At 33.7% G+C, this 14,804-nt stretch carries 14 protein-coding genes, 1 rRNA gene and 1 pseudogene; 10 read left to right on the top strand and 6 right to left on the bottom strand.

Annotated features, from left to right (window positions below):
- The coding region (locus OU788_RS09630) for a succinylglutamate desuccinylase/aspartoacylase family protein (protein ID WP_274634980.1) at positions 1 to 550 on the top strand (550 nt) is incomplete at its 5' end.
- 77 nt (positions 551 to 627) lie between these two features.
- Here the strand turns inward: OU788_RS09630 and OU788_RS09625 are convergent.
- Positions 628 to 1,470 (bottom strand): DUF2911 domain-containing protein, encoded by an 843-nt coding sequence (locus OU788_RS09625; protein ID WP_274634979.1) that lies wholly within the window; start codon positions 1,468 to 1,470, stop codon positions 628 to 630.
- Between the two features lie 112 nt (positions 1,471 to 1,582).
- Here OU788_RS09625 and OU788_RS09620 point away from each other — a divergent pair, with 112 nt between their 5' ends.
- Positions 1,583 to 2,248: an MIP/aquaporin family protein gene (locus OU788_RS09620; RefSeq protein ID WP_274634978.1), complete on the top strand. Its 666-nt coding sequence runs from the start codon at positions 1,583 to 1,585 to the stop codon at positions 2,246 to 2,248.
- Entirely contained in the window at positions 2,235 to 2,993 is a 759-nt protein-coding gene (locus tag OU788_RS09615) for a dTDP-glucose 4,6-dehydratase (RefSeq protein ID WP_274634977.1), read from the top strand. The genes OU788_RS09620 and OU788_RS09615 overlap by 14 nt, the downstream gene beginning before the upstream one ends.
- A 61-nt stretch (positions 2,994 to 3,054) precedes the next feature.
- Here OU788_RS09615 and OU788_RS09610 read toward each other — a convergent pair whose 3' ends face one another.
- The 5 genes from OU788_RS09610 to OU788_RS09590 form a co-directional block, all read right to left on the bottom strand.
- A complete protein-coding gene (locus OU788_RS09610; protein WP_274634976.1) occupies positions 3,055 to 3,246 on the bottom strand; it encodes a hypothetical protein in 192 nt (63 codons plus the stop codon).
- Complete coding sequence (gene gldG, locus OU788_RS09605) at positions 3,203 to 4,528, bottom strand: gliding motility-associated ABC transporter substrate-binding protein GldG (RefSeq protein WP_342454932.1); 1,326 nt, start codon at positions 4,526 to 4,528, stop codon at positions 3,203 to 3,205. The genes OU788_RS09610 and gldG overlap by 44 nt, the downstream gene beginning before the upstream one ends.
- A gap of 156 nt (positions 4,529 to 4,684) precedes the next feature.
- On the bottom strand, positions 4,685 to 5,404 hold the full coding sequence (gldF, locus tag OU788_RS09600) for a gliding motility-associated ABC transporter permease subunit GldF (protein ID WP_274634975.1): 720 nt from the start codon (positions 5,402 to 5,404) through the stop codon (positions 4,685 to 4,687).
- A gap of 54 nt (positions 5,405 to 5,458) precedes the next feature.
- Positions 5,459 to 5,755, bottom strand: a complete 297-nt coding sequence (locus tag OU788_RS09595) for a putative quinol monooxygenase (RefSeq protein WP_274634974.1) — start codon at positions 5,753 to 5,755, stop codon at positions 5,459 to 5,461.
- A gap of 4 nt (positions 5,756 to 5,759) precedes the next feature.
- Positions 5,760 to 6,620: an SAM hydrolase/SAM-dependent halogenase family protein gene (locus OU788_RS09590; protein ID WP_274634973.1), complete on the bottom strand. Its 861-nt coding sequence runs from the start codon at positions 6,618 to 6,620 to the stop codon at positions 5,760 to 5,762.
- Positions 6,621 to 6,739: 119 nt separating this feature from the next.
- On the opposite strand from OU788_RS09590, the gene OU788_RS09585 reads away from it, so the two are divergent.
- The 7 genes and pseudogenes from OU788_RS09585 to OU788_RS09555 all read left to right on the top strand — a co-directional run.
- The gene (locus OU788_RS09585) at positions 6,740 to 7,693 is read left to right on the top strand and encodes a PhoH family protein (protein ID WP_274634972.1); all 954 of its coding nucleotides are present in this window, start codon (positions 6,740 to 6,742) and stop codon (positions 7,691 to 7,693) included.
- A 63-nt stretch (positions 7,694 to 7,756) separates the two neighbouring features.
- On the top strand, positions 7,757 to 8,707 hold the full coding sequence (locus OU788_RS09580) for a phosphoribosylaminoimidazolesuccinocarboxamide synthase (protein ID WP_274634971.1): 951 nt from the start codon (positions 7,757 to 7,759) through the stop codon (positions 8,705 to 8,707).
- A gap of 103 nt (positions 8,708 to 8,810) precedes the next feature.
- Positions 8,811 to 9,272, top strand: coding sequence for a (2Fe-2S)-binding protein (locus OU788_RS09575; protein WP_274634970.1), 462 nt, complete (start codon positions 8,811 to 8,813; stop codon positions 9,270 to 9,272).
- A gap of 12 nt (positions 9,273 to 9,284) precedes the next feature.
- A pseudogene (locus OU788_RS09570) lies at positions 9,285 to 11,503 on the top strand (molybdopterin cofactor-binding domain-containing protein).
- A gap of 131 nt (positions 11,504 to 11,634) precedes the next feature.
- A complete protein-coding gene (locus OU788_RS09565; RefSeq protein WP_274634969.1) occupies positions 11,635 to 12,888 on the top strand; it encodes an aminotransferase class I/II-fold pyridoxal phosphate-dependent enzyme in 1,254 nt (417 codons plus the stop codon).
- Positions 12,889 to 12,994: 106 nt separating this feature from the next.
- Positions 12,995 to 13,732 (top strand): DUF4294 domain-containing protein, encoded by a 738-nt coding sequence (locus OU788_RS09560; RefSeq protein WP_274634968.1) that lies wholly within the window; start codon positions 12,995 to 12,997, stop codon positions 13,730 to 13,732.
- Positions 13,733 to 14,634: 902 nt separating this feature from the next.
- A 16S ribosomal RNA gene (locus OU788_RS09555) occupies positions 14,635 to 14,804 on the top strand; the annotation flags it as partial.

Raw genomic sequence — 14,804 nt, 5'->3', positions numbered from 1 at the left:
TGATTATTTGTTAGACCTTCACACTGCTAGTTTTGGTAGGGTAAATTCGTTTTATATTAGAAGTGATATGAACAATGAGGTTACTAAAAAATTAGCCTTATTGCAAGATGCAGAAATCATAGTGCATACACCACCTTCAGACGGAACTTTACGTGGAGCTGCTGAAGAATTAGGGATTCCATCTATAACTATTGAAGTTGGTAATCCGCATAGTTTTCAAAAGAAAATTATTAAGAGTGGGCTAGCAGGGGTGCATAATGTATTGACTTATCTAGGAATCACCGATGATGAATATGAAACTTCTAAAAGAAACACAGTAGTTTGCAATAAATCGTATTGGTTATACACTCAAGAAGGAGGATTGTTAACGGTGCATGTCGATTTGAGAGATATTGTAGAAGAAGGAGATCATATTGCCACTCTAAGAGATGTTTTTGGCAACACGATTAAGAAATATTACGCGCCAGAAAAAGGAATTGTGGTGGGAAAAAGTGTTAACCCTGTAAATCAATCAGGAGGTCGTATTATTCACTTAGGAATTATGAGATAAAAGTAAAAAAGACTGCTTCAGCATATAAATAATGGTGAAGCAGTCTTTTTTATTTAATGAAACTATATACTTGAAAATTACTTCATTTCAGCAATAAACTCTTTGTTCATTTTCACATAATCAGCATTTCCAGCTTTTTCAGCACCAGCTAATGAAGCTTTAGCAGCTTTAATAGCTCCTTTTTTATCTCCAGCTTTAGCAAGGATTAACGATTGTTGACGTAAGTACCAAAAACGAGGTTGATCTTTAGTCATGTCTACCGCTTTGTTAATCCATTCTTTGGCTTTGTTAATGTCTTTTCCTTCTTGTAAATAGTAAACAGCAGAAGAAAAATAATCGTTAGCAGAAGGACCACCCATTACTTGTGCAATACTTTCTTCAACAGCTTTATCTGTTGGAGTATTGAATTTTACACCAACGTAAGCATTTTCCCATAAGATACCTAACACAGCAGAATCGTTTGTTAAATCGTCAATAGACATTGTAAACGTTTCAATTTTCATTGGCATAGCCTCAACCTTAGCAGAAGTAGACACAGCTACTTTTGCGTCGTCCCATTTTTGAGGAGTTCCCCAGTTATTAGCATCTGAGTAAAATAATACTTCCCAAGCATCTTTTCCTGGCTTCGTGTATACAGCATACGTTCCTTTTTTCAATGTTTTTCCGTCGATAGTAACGTCGTCGCTAAAGGTAACTTTGGTGTTTTGGTTAGCGCCTGTTCTCCATAATTTACCGTAAGGAACTAAATTACCAAAAATGGCTCTTCCTTTCATACTTGGTCTTGAATATTCAACAGTAACATCGGTTAAACCTACTTTTTGCTCTATTTTAGAAGAAGGACTCGGAGCTGGTGTTTTTAATTGGGCAGTAATGTTTGTTGATAAGGCAACAACAAACAAACTCAAAAGTATTTTTTTCATAATGATTGGTTTGTTTTAAATTTAGTTATGTTAAAATTACAAGGAATTCTTCGGATTAATGTTAACAAAAACTTAAAATACGGTAGGTTTGTTTTAATTGATATTTGCAATCATGAAAAAATACATTTCTGAATTTATAGGAACTTTTGCCCTTATTTTCTGCGGAACAGGAGCGATGACTGTTAATGAGGTTACTAACGGAGCAGATTTAACGCATACAGGAGTGGCAATTACGTGGGGTTTGATAGTTATGGCGATGATTTATGCTTTTGGAGAAACTTCAGGAGCACATTTTAATCCTGCAGTAACTGTTGCCTTTGCCTATGCAAAAAAGTTCTCTTGGAAAGAAGTTCCTAAATATATCATAGTTCAAATATTAGGAGCTTTATTTGCAAGTGTAATGCTTTGGGTGTTGTTTCCTACAAGTGAGTTTTATGGTGCAACCATTCCATCTATAGATCCGTGGCGCGCTTTTATATTAGAGTTACTTTTGACGTTCTTTTTAATGTTGACTATTATTAATGTCTCAACAGGAAGTAAAGAAGTAGGAGTAATGGCAGGAATTGCCATTGGAGGAGTGGTTTTGTTAGAAGCCATGTTTGCAGGTCCTATGACTAAAGCATCTATGAATCCTGCTCGTTCTATTGCGCCAGCATTGGTTTCTGGTCACTTAGAACATTTGTGGTTATATATACTTGCTCCAATTTTGGGAGCTTTGTTAGCGGTGGTTTCTTGTAAATTAGTAAAAGACGATAATTGTTGCGATGAAAAGTGTTAGCATATTAGGTTGCGGATGGTTAGGAAAAGAACTTGGGATAGAACTAATTAAGAATGGATATACTGTTAAAGGTTCAACAACATCAGTAGCGAAGTTAGGCGAATTAAAGGCAGTTCATATTCACCCTTTTTTAGTAAATATTTCTGAAGAGACTGAGATTTCAGACTTTTTAGATACTGATGTATTGCTAATAGCAATTACATCTAAAAATATTGATGACTTTAAAAGATTGATTTCTAAAGTTGAAAAGAGTAATGTAACCAACGTTATTTTTATTAGTTCAACTTCAGTATATCCAAGCTTAAATAAAGAAATGACAGAGGAAGATGATACTGTACATTCTCCTCTAGTTGAAATAGAAAATTTGTTTAGAAATAATGAAAATTTTCAAACAACAATACTTCGTTTTGCAGGTTTGTTTGGAGGGAACAGACAACCAGGAAATTGGTTTGTTGATAGAAAAATTCCGCATCCAAAAGGGTATGTAAATATGATTCATCGTGAGGACTGCATTGCAATCATACAACAAATTATTAAACAAAATGTTTTTGGAGAAGTGTTTAATGCTTGCGCAAACCATCATCCAACAAGAGAGGATTTTTATATTAATGCAAGAAAGTCACTTGGGAAACCAATTCCTGAATTTGATGATTCAAAACCATTGGAGTATAAAATAATCAGTAGCGAAAAACTTCAAAAAGCATTGAACTACCAGTTTATACACAGTGATTTATTGAGTATTTAACATTTTAGCCAATAGCCAATAGCCAATAGCCAATAGCCAATAGCCAATAGCCAATAGCCAATTACTGATACTTCTTTTTTCTCCAATAAGTAAATCCGAAACCAAACAGCGCTAACAACACTAACGGAATACCAATATTGATAAACTGCCAGTAACTTTTTTCTGCAAAAGCACGTTGTTTATCTAACAAGTTAATTTGAATAGTTTTATTACGTAGTTGAATCAATCCAGAGTCGTCTAAAATTGTTTCCAAATTGTTCTCCTGTCCATTTATCTAAGGATAAATCGTGTGGTTTTCCTTTTAAAATTTGGTTGCTTCCTATATCACCATCAGCAATTACAATCATTTTGTTGGTGCCACTTTCAGGTATAAAATCAGGAGTATTAAAAGGTTTTATTCGGTTTTTATAAGCAGAAGGAATGTTTCCTTCTAATAATACAGCTAACAATTGCGGACCAGCAGCAAATTCGTTTTCTTGTGGTTCTTTAGCGATGCTTTGTAGCTCTACAAAATTTGGAGTCCCAATTTTTTTGGTAAGTACCGATGTAACTAATAAAGGAGTCTTTTTTAAGTTTCCTTTTAACGTATCTATTTGTGTTGTAAATCGAAAACGAACAGGTAATACATTTTTGGTAATTGGGTGATACGGATTTCCATTTACTAATGGATGGTAAAACCAGTTTAAGTGTTGAAATTGGGTTTGGTTTCCAACATTTCCTGTAGCTAACGGAATTTTAGCAGCATATAAATCCTGTATCAATTTATTGTTTACACGAACTTGGTAGCCAAATAATAAATCAGTTAGGTTTAAGTCACGAGGAAAAGCCAACATTTTACCTTCATTATATAAACTATCGGTATCAGCGTAATTGTTATCAATCATCCACAAGCTTTTACCTCCGTTGGTAATAAACTGATCTACTGTGAATTTTTCTTCTTCGGTAAAACGTTCAGTTGGTTTTGCAATAATTGCTAAATCGTATGCTCTTAAGTCTTTTAATGTCTTTTGCGGATTGCTAGCAACACTATCTAGTGTAAACTTAGCCAAACGGTATTTTTTACCAACTTCACTTAGTAAACTGTATTGATAAATATCTTGCAATTCACCATTACCTGCTAAAACAGCTATTTTTTGTCTTTCTTTTTGCGTAATGTTATGCAAAGCGTTAGCAAATGAATATTCTAACTTTTCAACAGCATTTTGTAATTGAGCTTCTTGTGTTTTTGCAATGGTATTAGGTAATAACGAAACCAATTCAGTTTTTTTACCGTAAGAAACTTCAGCCCAAGGAAAAATAATAGCTTCGGATAGTTTTCCGTCCTCTTCAACAGTTAACTGACTAGGCATCATTCCTTTTTTTACCAATTGCTCACGAATATTATCAGGATTGATAAAACGGAAACGAATATTGGTGTTTTTAGCTTGTAACTCTTCTAAAAACTGACGAGTTTCTATTTGCAAGCGTTTAAATTCTGCAGGAAATTCTCCTTCTAAATATACATGTATAGTTAATGGAGCATCAATTTTATCAATAAGATTCTCACTTACTTCAGATAAAGTGTAACGTTTGTCTTGTGTTAAATCGACTTACGTTTGTCTTGTGTTAAATCGAAGCGTTTGTATACTGAGTTGGCGATATAGTTAACAACTAACATTCCAACAAAAGCCAAAACGATGTATTGAAATTTCTTATTCATTTTTTAACTGTTGTTTAGTGATGAATAAAAAGAAAACGGTAACACTGATAAAATAGATGATATCACGTGTATCTACTACACCACGACTAATACTTTTAAAGTGTTCGTTAATACCAAACTGTTGTAAGGTGTATCCTGAGTTTCCTAAAGAAGAACTTACAGCGTCAAATCCGTAGAACAAGGCAAAAGTGATGAATACACTCAGAATAAAAGCTACAATCTGATTTTTTGAAAGTGTAGAAGTAAATAACCCTACAGCGGTATAAGTTGATGCTAAAAACAACAAACCTAAATAGGATCCAATAGTACTACCCACATCTAAATTTCCAACAGGACTTCCTAATTGGTATATGGTATAAGCATACGTTAGTGTTGGTAACAATGCAATAACAACTAATAAAAGTGAGGCAAAAAACTTACCTAGTACAATTTGCCAATCGGTAAGAGGTTTGGTTTTTAAAATTTCGATAGTTCCACTATTAAATTCATCTGCGAAACTTTTCATTGTAATTGCGGGAATCAGGAATAAAAACAACCATGGAGCTAAATAAAAAAAGCTGTTTAAATCGGCAAAACCAGCATTTAAAATATTGAAGTTATCTTTAAAAACCCATAAAAATAAGCCATTCACGAGTAAAAATACTCCAATTACCAAATAGGCAATAGGTGAGGCAAAAAATGAGTTAAATTCTTTTTTTAGTAATGGAAACATACTTAATGTTAAATGTTTAGTTGTTTAATAAGGCTATTGTCTAATGTCTAACGACTATGGTAGCGAAGCTACTTTATCAACACTCCAAGCAAGTGGTTTGTCATTAAATAATACTTTGGTTTGCGCCCAAACGCCTTTAAACAAATCAGAATTTCTATAATTTTCTAAATCTTGTTCAGCATCCCAATAGCTGTAAGTAAAAAAAATGTTTGAATTAGTCTTATCTCTGTACAGTTCTAATAAACGACAACCCGGTGAATTTCGTATAAATTCTTTTTTAGTGTTGAAGTTGTTTAAAAACTCTTCAATCTTTTCTGGTTGAAAGCTCATCTTTACTATTCGTACAAACATATCGTTAATTTATAGGTGTAAATTCTGGTGTAACTGGGTTTTCAAATTCAACAGTAATAGTATCACGATACTCTAACCCAAGTAAGGTAGAAGCACCACCAACAGTTTCTAAATTACTTCGATAAATAGCAATTTCTAAAAAACCTGCAGAGTTAAAAATAGCCAATTTTTCTCCGTCATGCTGACCATTGTTTTCAATCGAATAATCCACAATTTCATTATATCGGCTAAAAATTTTGGTAAAGGTATAACGTCTGGCAGTAACTTTAAAATCACGACCTTTCCCAACTGTGTTAAATAATTTTTGGCTAATATTAGTAATTACATTTCCGTAGTTATCAATGTAAATAACACCGCCAGCAATACTGGTTTGTTGTTCGTTTACTTTTGGCTGAATTTCAATAATCTGCTTATAAGAATCAATCTCTCTACCAATAACACTTAAACTACCGCCACGAGCAATATGACTAGCAACTTGTACAAACACATCTAATACAGGAAAACTACTTTCTACACGATTATGAATATTGATTTCAAAAATTTTAGTAGGTTTAATTTCTGAAGCAATCATAGAAATTAATCCGTTATCAGGACAAATAAAATAATGATTGTCCAGTTCTAAAGCAATGTGTTTATTTCGAATACTTAATTCAGAATCAACTCCAATTACATGAATTGTTTTATCAGGGAAACTTTTGTAGGCGTTTTTTAAAATATAAGCCGTTTCTGTAATGTTAAAAGGAGAAATTTGATGCGTTATATCTACGATCTTAGCATCAGGTAATTCTGAGTATATAGCCCCTTTTACAGCCCCTACAAAGTGGTCTTTCGTTCCAAAATCAGTAGTTAATGTGATAAGAGACATTAAGTTAGGTGTTTGTTAATTAGTTTGTGAAAAATTATGCTGAATTTTTAAACAAAACTACGCATTTCGACAAAAATAATCATTATTTTTAGAGTGAATAATCTTAAAACTTTTGTCATTTGAACGAACGCATAATTGAATTAACAGAAATCAATCCAAATGATTTCTTTGGAGCTCAAAATAGCACAATTACTCAGTTAAAAACCTTCTTTCCTAAAGTAAAAATTGTAGCAAGAGGAAACAAATTAAAGATTTTTGGTGAAGCAGAATTATTGGACGAGTTTGAAAAGCGCTTAGAAATGCTTATCAAATACTTCAATAGATATAATAAACTTGATGAAAATAGTATTGAACGTATTTTAACATCAACTGGTAAAGAAGAAGAAATTCGTAGATCAGGAAATTCAAAAGATGTTTTAGTACACGGTGTTAGCGGAAAGCTAATCAAAGCGCAAACAGCTAATCAACACAAAATGGTGGAGTTAATGCAAAAAAACGATATGTTATTTGCAGTTGGTCCAGCAGGAACAGGAAAAACATATACAGCGGTAGCATTAGCGGTAAAAGCATTAAAAGAAAAAGAAGTTAGACGTATTATTTTAACAAGACCCGCAGTAGAATCGGGTGAAAACTTAGGGTTTCTTCCAGGAGATTTAAAAGAAAAGTTAGATCCGTATATGCAACCTTTATACGATGCGTTACGAGATATGATTCCGCATGAAAAACTACAAGCGTATCTTGAAAATGGAACGATTCAAATAGCTCCTTTAGCATTTATGCGTGGTCGTACACTAGATAATGCTTTCGTAATTTTAGATGAAGCTCAAAATACAACGCATTCGCAAATGAAAATGTTTTTAACACGTATGGGAATGCACGCTAAGTTTATCATTACAGGCGACCCTGGTCAGATCGATTTACCTCGCAGACAAGTATCAGGACTAAAAGAATCGTTGTTAGCTCTAAAAGATATTGATGGAATTGCTCAGGTGTATTTAGATGACAAAGATGTAATCCGTCACCGATTAGTTAAAAAGATTATCACAGCTTATAAAAGTATAGAAACCGAGTAGTTTTTAGTTGTCAGTATTTTGCGATTAGTTTACATTTGCGGGCAACAACACAACAACAAGAAAATGAATACAATTAACGAAACTAACTTTCAGTTTCCAGGGCAAAAGACAGTTTACAAAGGAAAAGTAAGAGAAGTTTACAATATCAATAATGATTTATTGGTAATGATTGCTTCAGACCGTCTTTCTGCATTTGATGTAATTTTACCACGTCAAATTCCTTTTAAAGGGCAAATTTTAAATCAAATTGCTACCAAAATGATGAATGACACTGCAGATGTTGTTCCGAATTGGTTAATAGCAAATCCTGATGAAAATGTAGCGGTAGGTGATTTATGTGAACCTTTTAAAGTAGAAATGGTTATCCGTGGATATTTGTCGGGTCACGCAGCTCGTGAATACGCAGCAGGAAAAAGAACACTTTGTGGTGTTGCAATGCCTGAAGGAATGAAAGAGAATGATAAGTTCCCTCAACCTATCATTACACCTTCAACAAAAGCTGACAATGGAGAGCATGATGAAGATATCTCTCGTGAAGATATTTTAGCTAAAGGAATTGTTTCAGAAGAAGATTATTTAGTTTTAGAAGACTACACAAGAAAGTTGTTTCAAAGAGGAACCGAATTGGCTGCTAAAAGAGGATTGATTTTAGTAGATACCAAATACGAGTTTGGAAAAACGAAGGATGGTAAAATTGTATTGATTGATGAAATCCATACACCAGATTCTTCTCGTTATTTTTATGCAGATGGATATGCTGAGCGTCAACAAAAAGGAGAGAAGCAAAAGCAATTATCAAAAGAGTTTGTACGTCAATGGTTAATTGAAAACGGTTTCCAAGGAAAAGAAGGGCAGCAAATCCCTGAAATGTCTGATGAGAAAATCAATGAAATTTCTAACAGATATATTGAATTGTACGAGCAAATTACAGGAGAGCCCTTTATAAAAGCAAATACAGAAAATGTATTGGAAAGAATAGAAAAAAATGTAACTACATTTTTACAAAATAGATAAAGAAGAGAGGCGAAAGCCTCTTTTTTTGTTTAAAACAACTTCATTAACTAAGTGGCATTTATTTTTTTCGTAACTTTTACGAATTCTAAAAACTACCTTTAAAATGCCAAATTATACATTAAAAATTAACGGAAAATCGGTATCCTTTACTGCAGATGCAGATACACCATTGTTATGGGTTTTACGTGATGAACTCGATATGGTAGGAACTAAATTCGGTTGTGGAATAGCACAATGCGGAGCTTGTACTGTTCATGTAGACGGAACAGCAATGAGAAGTTGCCAATTGCAAGTTTCAATGTTAGGAGACGAAGAAATTACTACGATAGAAGGATTATCGACGGAAGGAGATCACCCGCTTCAAGAAGCTTGGAAAGAAGTAGACGTTCCTCAATGTGGTTATTGTCAAGCAGGACAAATAATGACAGCAGCTTCCTTTTTAAAAGAAAACCCAAATCCTTCCAATGAAGAAATTAGAGAAGCAATGCAAGGAAATATTTGTCGTTGCGCAGCTTATAATAGAATAGAAAAAGCAGTTGCTTTAGCTGCCGAAAAAATGTCTTAAAATTTTTCAATCATGAGTACACAAGAAAACAAAGCAACGTTTAGTAGAAGAAATTTTTTAAGAGCCTCTGCGCTAGCAAGTGGAGGAATCATGATCGGATTTAATTTATTCACAGCATGTAAGCCTAATGTAAAACCATCTGTTGACGTTGAAAATTTAAATTTCAATGACTTTAATGCCTTTATAAAAATATCTGATGAAGGTTATGTAACTATTTACTCTCCCAATCCAGAAATAGGGCAAGGGGTAAAAACTTCAATGCCAATGATTATTGCTGAAGAATTAGATGTAGAATGGGATAAAGTACATGTAGTACAAGCCCCATTAGATACTAAAAATTATACTCGTCAATTGGCAGGAGGAAGTCAGTCTATTCGTCATGGATGGACAGCCTTGAGACAAACAGGAGCTACAACAAAGCAAATGTTGATTAATGCAGCAGCCGTAAAATGGGGTGTTGATGCAGCTACTTGTTCGGCATCAAAAGGTGTAATTACCAATGCGAATGGAGATAAGTTAGGATATGGAGAAGTAGTAAAAGAAGCAGCAGCTATAGAAATTCCAGAAAATGTAACATTAAAAAATCCTTCAGAATTTACCATTATAGGTAAAAACGCTACAAACGTAGACTTAGAAAAAATAGTAACTGGTAAACCATTATTTGGATTAGATTACAAAGAAGAAGGTATGGTATATGCTGCAGTTGTAAGACCTCCTTCTTTTGGTGAAGAACTAGAGTCGTTCGATGCGTCTGAAGCTAAAAAAAAGTTTCTGGAGTTATTGATGTTGTTACTATCGGAGAAAAAGCAAGAAACTTTATTGAATCTGGTAAAAATAACTGGACTTTCAAATTGTCAAAATCAGACAAGGTAGTTGTGCTTGCAGAAAATACTTGGGCAGCAATCAAAGGAGCAAAAGAGATTAAAGCTAATTGGAAACCAGGATCTCAACTTGAAGATACAAAACTTCATGATGAAAAGCTGTTAAGCTTACTAGATGGAAATAAATTTGATATAAGAAGAGAAGATGGAGATGTAAATAAGGCATTTTCAGAAGCTGATAAAGTTATAGAACGTACATATCATTCACCTTTCTTACCACATAATTGTATGGAACCTATGAATTTCTTTGCGAATATAACTCCTGATAAAATCCATTTGGTAGGGCCTGTGCAAACTCCAGAGTACGCAGCTCAAGTGGCATCAGAAATGTTAGGTAGAGATTTAGAACAAGTCCATGTAGAAATGACTCGAATGGGAGGTGGTTTTGGAAGAAGATTGTATGGAGATTTTGTATATGAAGCACTCGAAATATCTGATAAAATTAAGAAGCCAGTAAAGATGGTTTCGACAAGAGAAGAAGATATAACAAGTGGTATTTATCGACCAGCAATTAAATATAGAATAGCAGCATCAATAAAAGACGGGAAAATAACAGGATATCATTTAAAAGAAGCAGCAATTAATGATAATATGTATGATTTAATTCCACATTTTTTCCCTGCAGGATGTATTCCAAATTATAAAGTTTCAACAGCTAATTATAGGAGTAATATTACTACAGGCGCTTGGAGAGCACCATATACCAATTTCCTAGGATATGCTGAACAATCATTTTTTGATGAATTAGCAACTGAGTTAAATCAAGATCCAGTTCAGTTACGTTTAGATTTATTAGAGAATGTAAAAGGCACTGAAGATAAAAGAATAGAATATTCAGGAGAGAGAATGCAAGATGCGATTCGATTAGCAGCTGAAAAAGGTGGTTTGGGAAAAGCTAAAGAAGGAGTTTTTCAAGGCTTTTCTGCATATTATAGTCATAATTCACATGTAGCAGAGGTAGCAGAAGTAGAGGTGAAAGATGGAGTACCTGTGGTAACAAAAGTAGTAGCGGCGGTAGATTGTGGTATTGTTGTAAATCCTACTGGTGCGATCAATCAAGTAACTGGTGGAGTTATCGATGGTATAGGACATGCAATGTATGGAAATTTAACTTTTGAAGATGGAAAACCTTCTAGTAGAAACTTTGATAACTATAGATTAATACGAATGAATGAAACTCCAAAAGTAGAAGTTCACTTTGTTCAAAACGAGTTGTCTCCAACAGGTTTAGGAGAACCAGGTTTACCACCAGCAGGTGGTGCTGTAGCGAATGCAATTCATAAAGCTTTAGGAAAGAGACTATATAAACAGCCATTTATAGAAGAACTAAAATCAAACGTTTTAGGTTAAAAAATAAAAAAGAAGTAAAAGGAGCCTAATTAGGCTCCTTTCTTCATTATATATTAATTATGCTACAGACAATTTTTGAAAATCTGTTAAAAAAGCACTATTTTCGCAACCTATAAAAATCAAAAATAATAATGGTTAAAGATTTATTTGAAAGAATTAAGGGGGATAAAGGACCTTTAGGAAAATGGGCAGATAAAGCAGAAGGATATTATGTATTTCCTAAATTAGAAGGACCAATTTCTAACCGTATGTCTTTCAATGGAAAAAAAGTAATTACTTGGAGTATCAATGATTATTTAGGATTAGCAAATCATCCAGAAGTATTAAAAGCTGACGGAGAATCTGCAGCAGCAGATGGTTTAGCATACCCTATGGGGGCTCGTATGATGTCAGGTCATACGAAATACCATGAGCAATTAGAAAAAGAGTGCGCTGAGTTTGTTGGAAAAGAAGCTTCTTATTTAGTGAACTTCGGATACCAAGGTATGGTGTCTGCGATTGATGCTTTAGTTTCTAAAGACGATATTATTGTATATGACGTAGATACGCATGCTTGTATTATTGACGGTGTTCGTTTGCATGCAGGTAAACGTTTTGTTTACCGCCATAACGATATTGAAAGTTGTGAGAAAAACTTACAACGCGCTACTAAAATGGCAGAAAAAACTGGTGGAGGAATTTTATTAGTTTCTGAAGGGGTTTTTGGTATGCGTGGTGAGCAAGGACGATTAAAAGAAATCGTAGCTTTAAAAGAAAAATACAATTTCCGTTTATTAGTAGATGATGCTCACGGATTCGGAACTTTAGGTGAAGGAGGAAGAGGAACAGGATTCGAGCAAGGAGTTCAGGACGGAATCGATGTGTACTTCGCTACTTTTGCTAAATCGATGGCAGGTATCGGAGCGTTTTTTGCTGGAGATAAAGATGTAGTACAGTACTTACAGTACAATATGAGATCTCAAATGTTTGCGAAATCATTACCAATGCCAATGGTAAAAGGAGCATTAAAACGTTTAGATTTAATCCGTACCCAACCTGAATTAAAAGATAAACTGTGGGAAGTAACCAATGCTTTACAATCAGGATTACGTAATGCAGGTTTTGATTTAGGAACGACACAAACATGTATCACTCCTGTATATTTAAAAGGAGATATTCCAGAAGCTATGGCAATGGTGAATGATTTAAGAGAAAATCATGGAGTTTTCTGTTCAATCGTTGTGTATCCTGTAATTCCAAAAGGATTAATTATTTTAAGATTAATTCCTACAGCACGTCACACTATGGATGATGTTACGGAAACAATCGAAGCATTTACAGCTATCCGTGAAAAATTAGAAAACGGAACATATAAGAAAGTAGCTGAAACAATAATGGCTGAATAATCCAAAATTGAAAAATAGAATAAAAAACTCATGAAATATTTCATGAGTTTTTTTGTTTTAAAACAGAAATGATACATTTGGAATCCTTTTTGTACATAAAAATTACATGAAAAAACTCCTTTACCTATATATAATATTATTTGCAGTAGCAATACAGGCACAAATAAAAGATTCGCTGCCAAATTTTAACGATGAGTACATTCTTATTAAAGAAGGAGACAGTTTAATGATAAGGTTAAATGAAGTAACCGTCTTACCAAAACATAAGTTTAAGGAGAAAAACGATATCTTATATTATTATTGGTTGCGAAAAAAAGTATTCAAAGCATATCCTTATGCAATTTTAGCAGCAAAAAGAGTAGATAGTGTTAATGTGCGTTTAGAAAGAATAGACTCTAAAAGAAAAAAGCGTGAATATGTAAAACGTGTTCAAAAATACCTAGAAGAAGAATTAACTGCACCACTAAAAAAGCTAACAAGAACAGAAGGAAGAATATTATTGAAGTTAATTCATCGTCAAACAGGAAAAACAGCTTTTGATAATGTGAAAGAAATCCGAAGTGGATGGAAGGCTTTTTGGTATAACACTACAGCAAATATGTTTAAGTTGTCATTGAAATCCGAATACCAACCAGAAACCGAAAATGAAGATTATTTGGTTGAAGATATTCTTCAACGAGCCTATATAGATGAAAAGTTAGAGTATCAGCATCCAAAACTACAAAAAGACTATATGGTTATAGTGTCAAAGAGTAGGGGATACGTAGATGTTTCGGAGTATAAAGAGATGTTTGCAAAAATGCGCAAGAAACGAGATAAGAAAACTGTAAAAAAAGTACAGTAGTAGTTTTGTTCCTTGTGCGTTCCATTTTACTAGTAGTTTTCACTAGATGTTCAAACACTATCAAACTGTCGGGCTTTCTGCTATATCTTTTGTTTTAGGTTGCTGAGCGAAGTCGAAGCAAAACAAAAGAATGCCGTTTCAAATGCTATGCATTCAACGAAACAAATAAGTAATATGGAATGATTGAGTTGATCCCTAACGTGAGAGGTATAGATCTGTCGTTAGTCATTAAAGGTATTTATAGCTAAGTTAATTCTTAAAAACTAAAAGCCAACAACCAATAACTTATTGCTTACAGTCAATAACCAAAAAACTTTCATATGTAAAGTGTTAAGGTTTAAAGTGTTAAAAAAAAGGTTTAGAAAAAAGGTAAAAAAAGTACTTGTTATAATGAAAAAGGTATCTATATTTGCACCCGCAAACGGAGAAGCGGTAAGCTTAAGAAGTTAGTAAGCGTTCATTAAAATAGGGAGTAAGATACGTAAAGAAAAGGTTAAAAAATAGTTTAATTTTTTCTTGTTTTATTAAAGTTAAACGTAGTATCTTTGCAGTCCGATTTTAACGGGAAGAGTTCATTAAAATAGTGCAGTAAACAAACAAAAAAAACTTCAAAAAAGTTTTTGTCAGAATAAAAAGAGTTTGTATGTTTGCACCCGCTTTAAGGAAGCGGTTACGATCAGAGAGATTTTGGAAAGCGAATAGCTACTAGTTCGAGTCTAGTGTTTCTACAAGAAGGTTGAGTTAAAGAGATGAGTTTAAGACTTGTTATTGGCGACTCGCCACGTTCATTGAAAATATTGAAATTGACAGCGTAATTAAAAGAGTAGAATTACCACGGATAATCTATAAGATTACCGAAAAAATTCTTTTGGAACTTAACATTTAAAATAATTAAAGATTTTACAATGAAGAGTTTGATCCTGGCTCAGGATGAACGCTAGCGGCAGGCTTAACACATGCAAGTCGAGGGGTAACAGGGTGCTTGCACCGCTGACGACCGGCGAACGGGTGCGTAACGCGTATAGAATCTGCCTTGTACAGGAGGATAGCCTTTAGAAATGAAGATTAATAC

The organism is Tenacibaculum sp. L6 (assembly GCF_028823685.1).
Lineage (GTDB): Bacteria > Bacteroidota > Bacteroidia > Flavobacteriales > Flavobacteriaceae > Polaribacter.
Note: the sequence above shows the minus strand (reverse complement) of the source record. Positions and strands in the feature narration are given on the sequence as shown.

Bases quoted from the DNA above. Each gene is read 5' to 3' on its own strand.
- OU788_RS09565 (WP_274634969.1), top strand. From the start codon at position 11,635: ATGGTTAAAGATTTATTTGAAAGAATTAAGGGGGATAAAGGACCTTTA.
- OU788_RS09560 (WP_274634968.1), top strand. From the start codon at position 12,995: ATGAAAAAACTCCTTTACCTATATATAATATTATTTGCAGTAGCAATA.
- OU788_RS09575 (WP_274634970.1), top strand. From the start codon at position 8,811: ATGCCAAATTATACATTAAAAATTAACGGAAAATCGGTATCCTTTACT.
- OU788_RS09590 (WP_274634973.1), bottom strand. From the start codon at position 6,620: ATGTCTCTTATCACATTAACTACTGATTTTGGAACGAAAGACCACTTT.
- OU788_RS09580 (WP_274634971.1), top strand. From the start codon at position 7,757: ATGAATACAATTAACGAAACTAACTTTCAGTTTCCAGGGCAAAAGACA.
- OU788_RS09620 (WP_274634978.1), top strand. From the start codon at position 1,583: ATGAAAAAATACATTTCTGAATTTATAGGAACTTTTGCCCTTATTTTC.
- gldF (WP_274634975.1), bottom strand. From the start codon at position 5,404: ATGTTTCCATTACTAAAAAAAGAATTTAACTCATTTTTTGCCTCACCT.
- OU788_RS09625 (WP_274634979.1), bottom strand. From the start codon at position 1,470: ATGAAAAAAATACTTTTGAGTTTGTTTGTTGTTGCCTTATCAACAAAC.
- OU788_RS09615 (WP_274634977.1), top strand. From the start codon at position 2,235: ATGAAAAGTGTTAGCATATTAGGTTGCGGATGGTTAGGAAAAGAACTT.
- OU788_RS09595 (WP_274634974.1), bottom strand. From the start codon at position 5,755: ATGTTTGTACGAATAGTAAAGATGAGCTTTCAACCAGAAAAGATTGAA.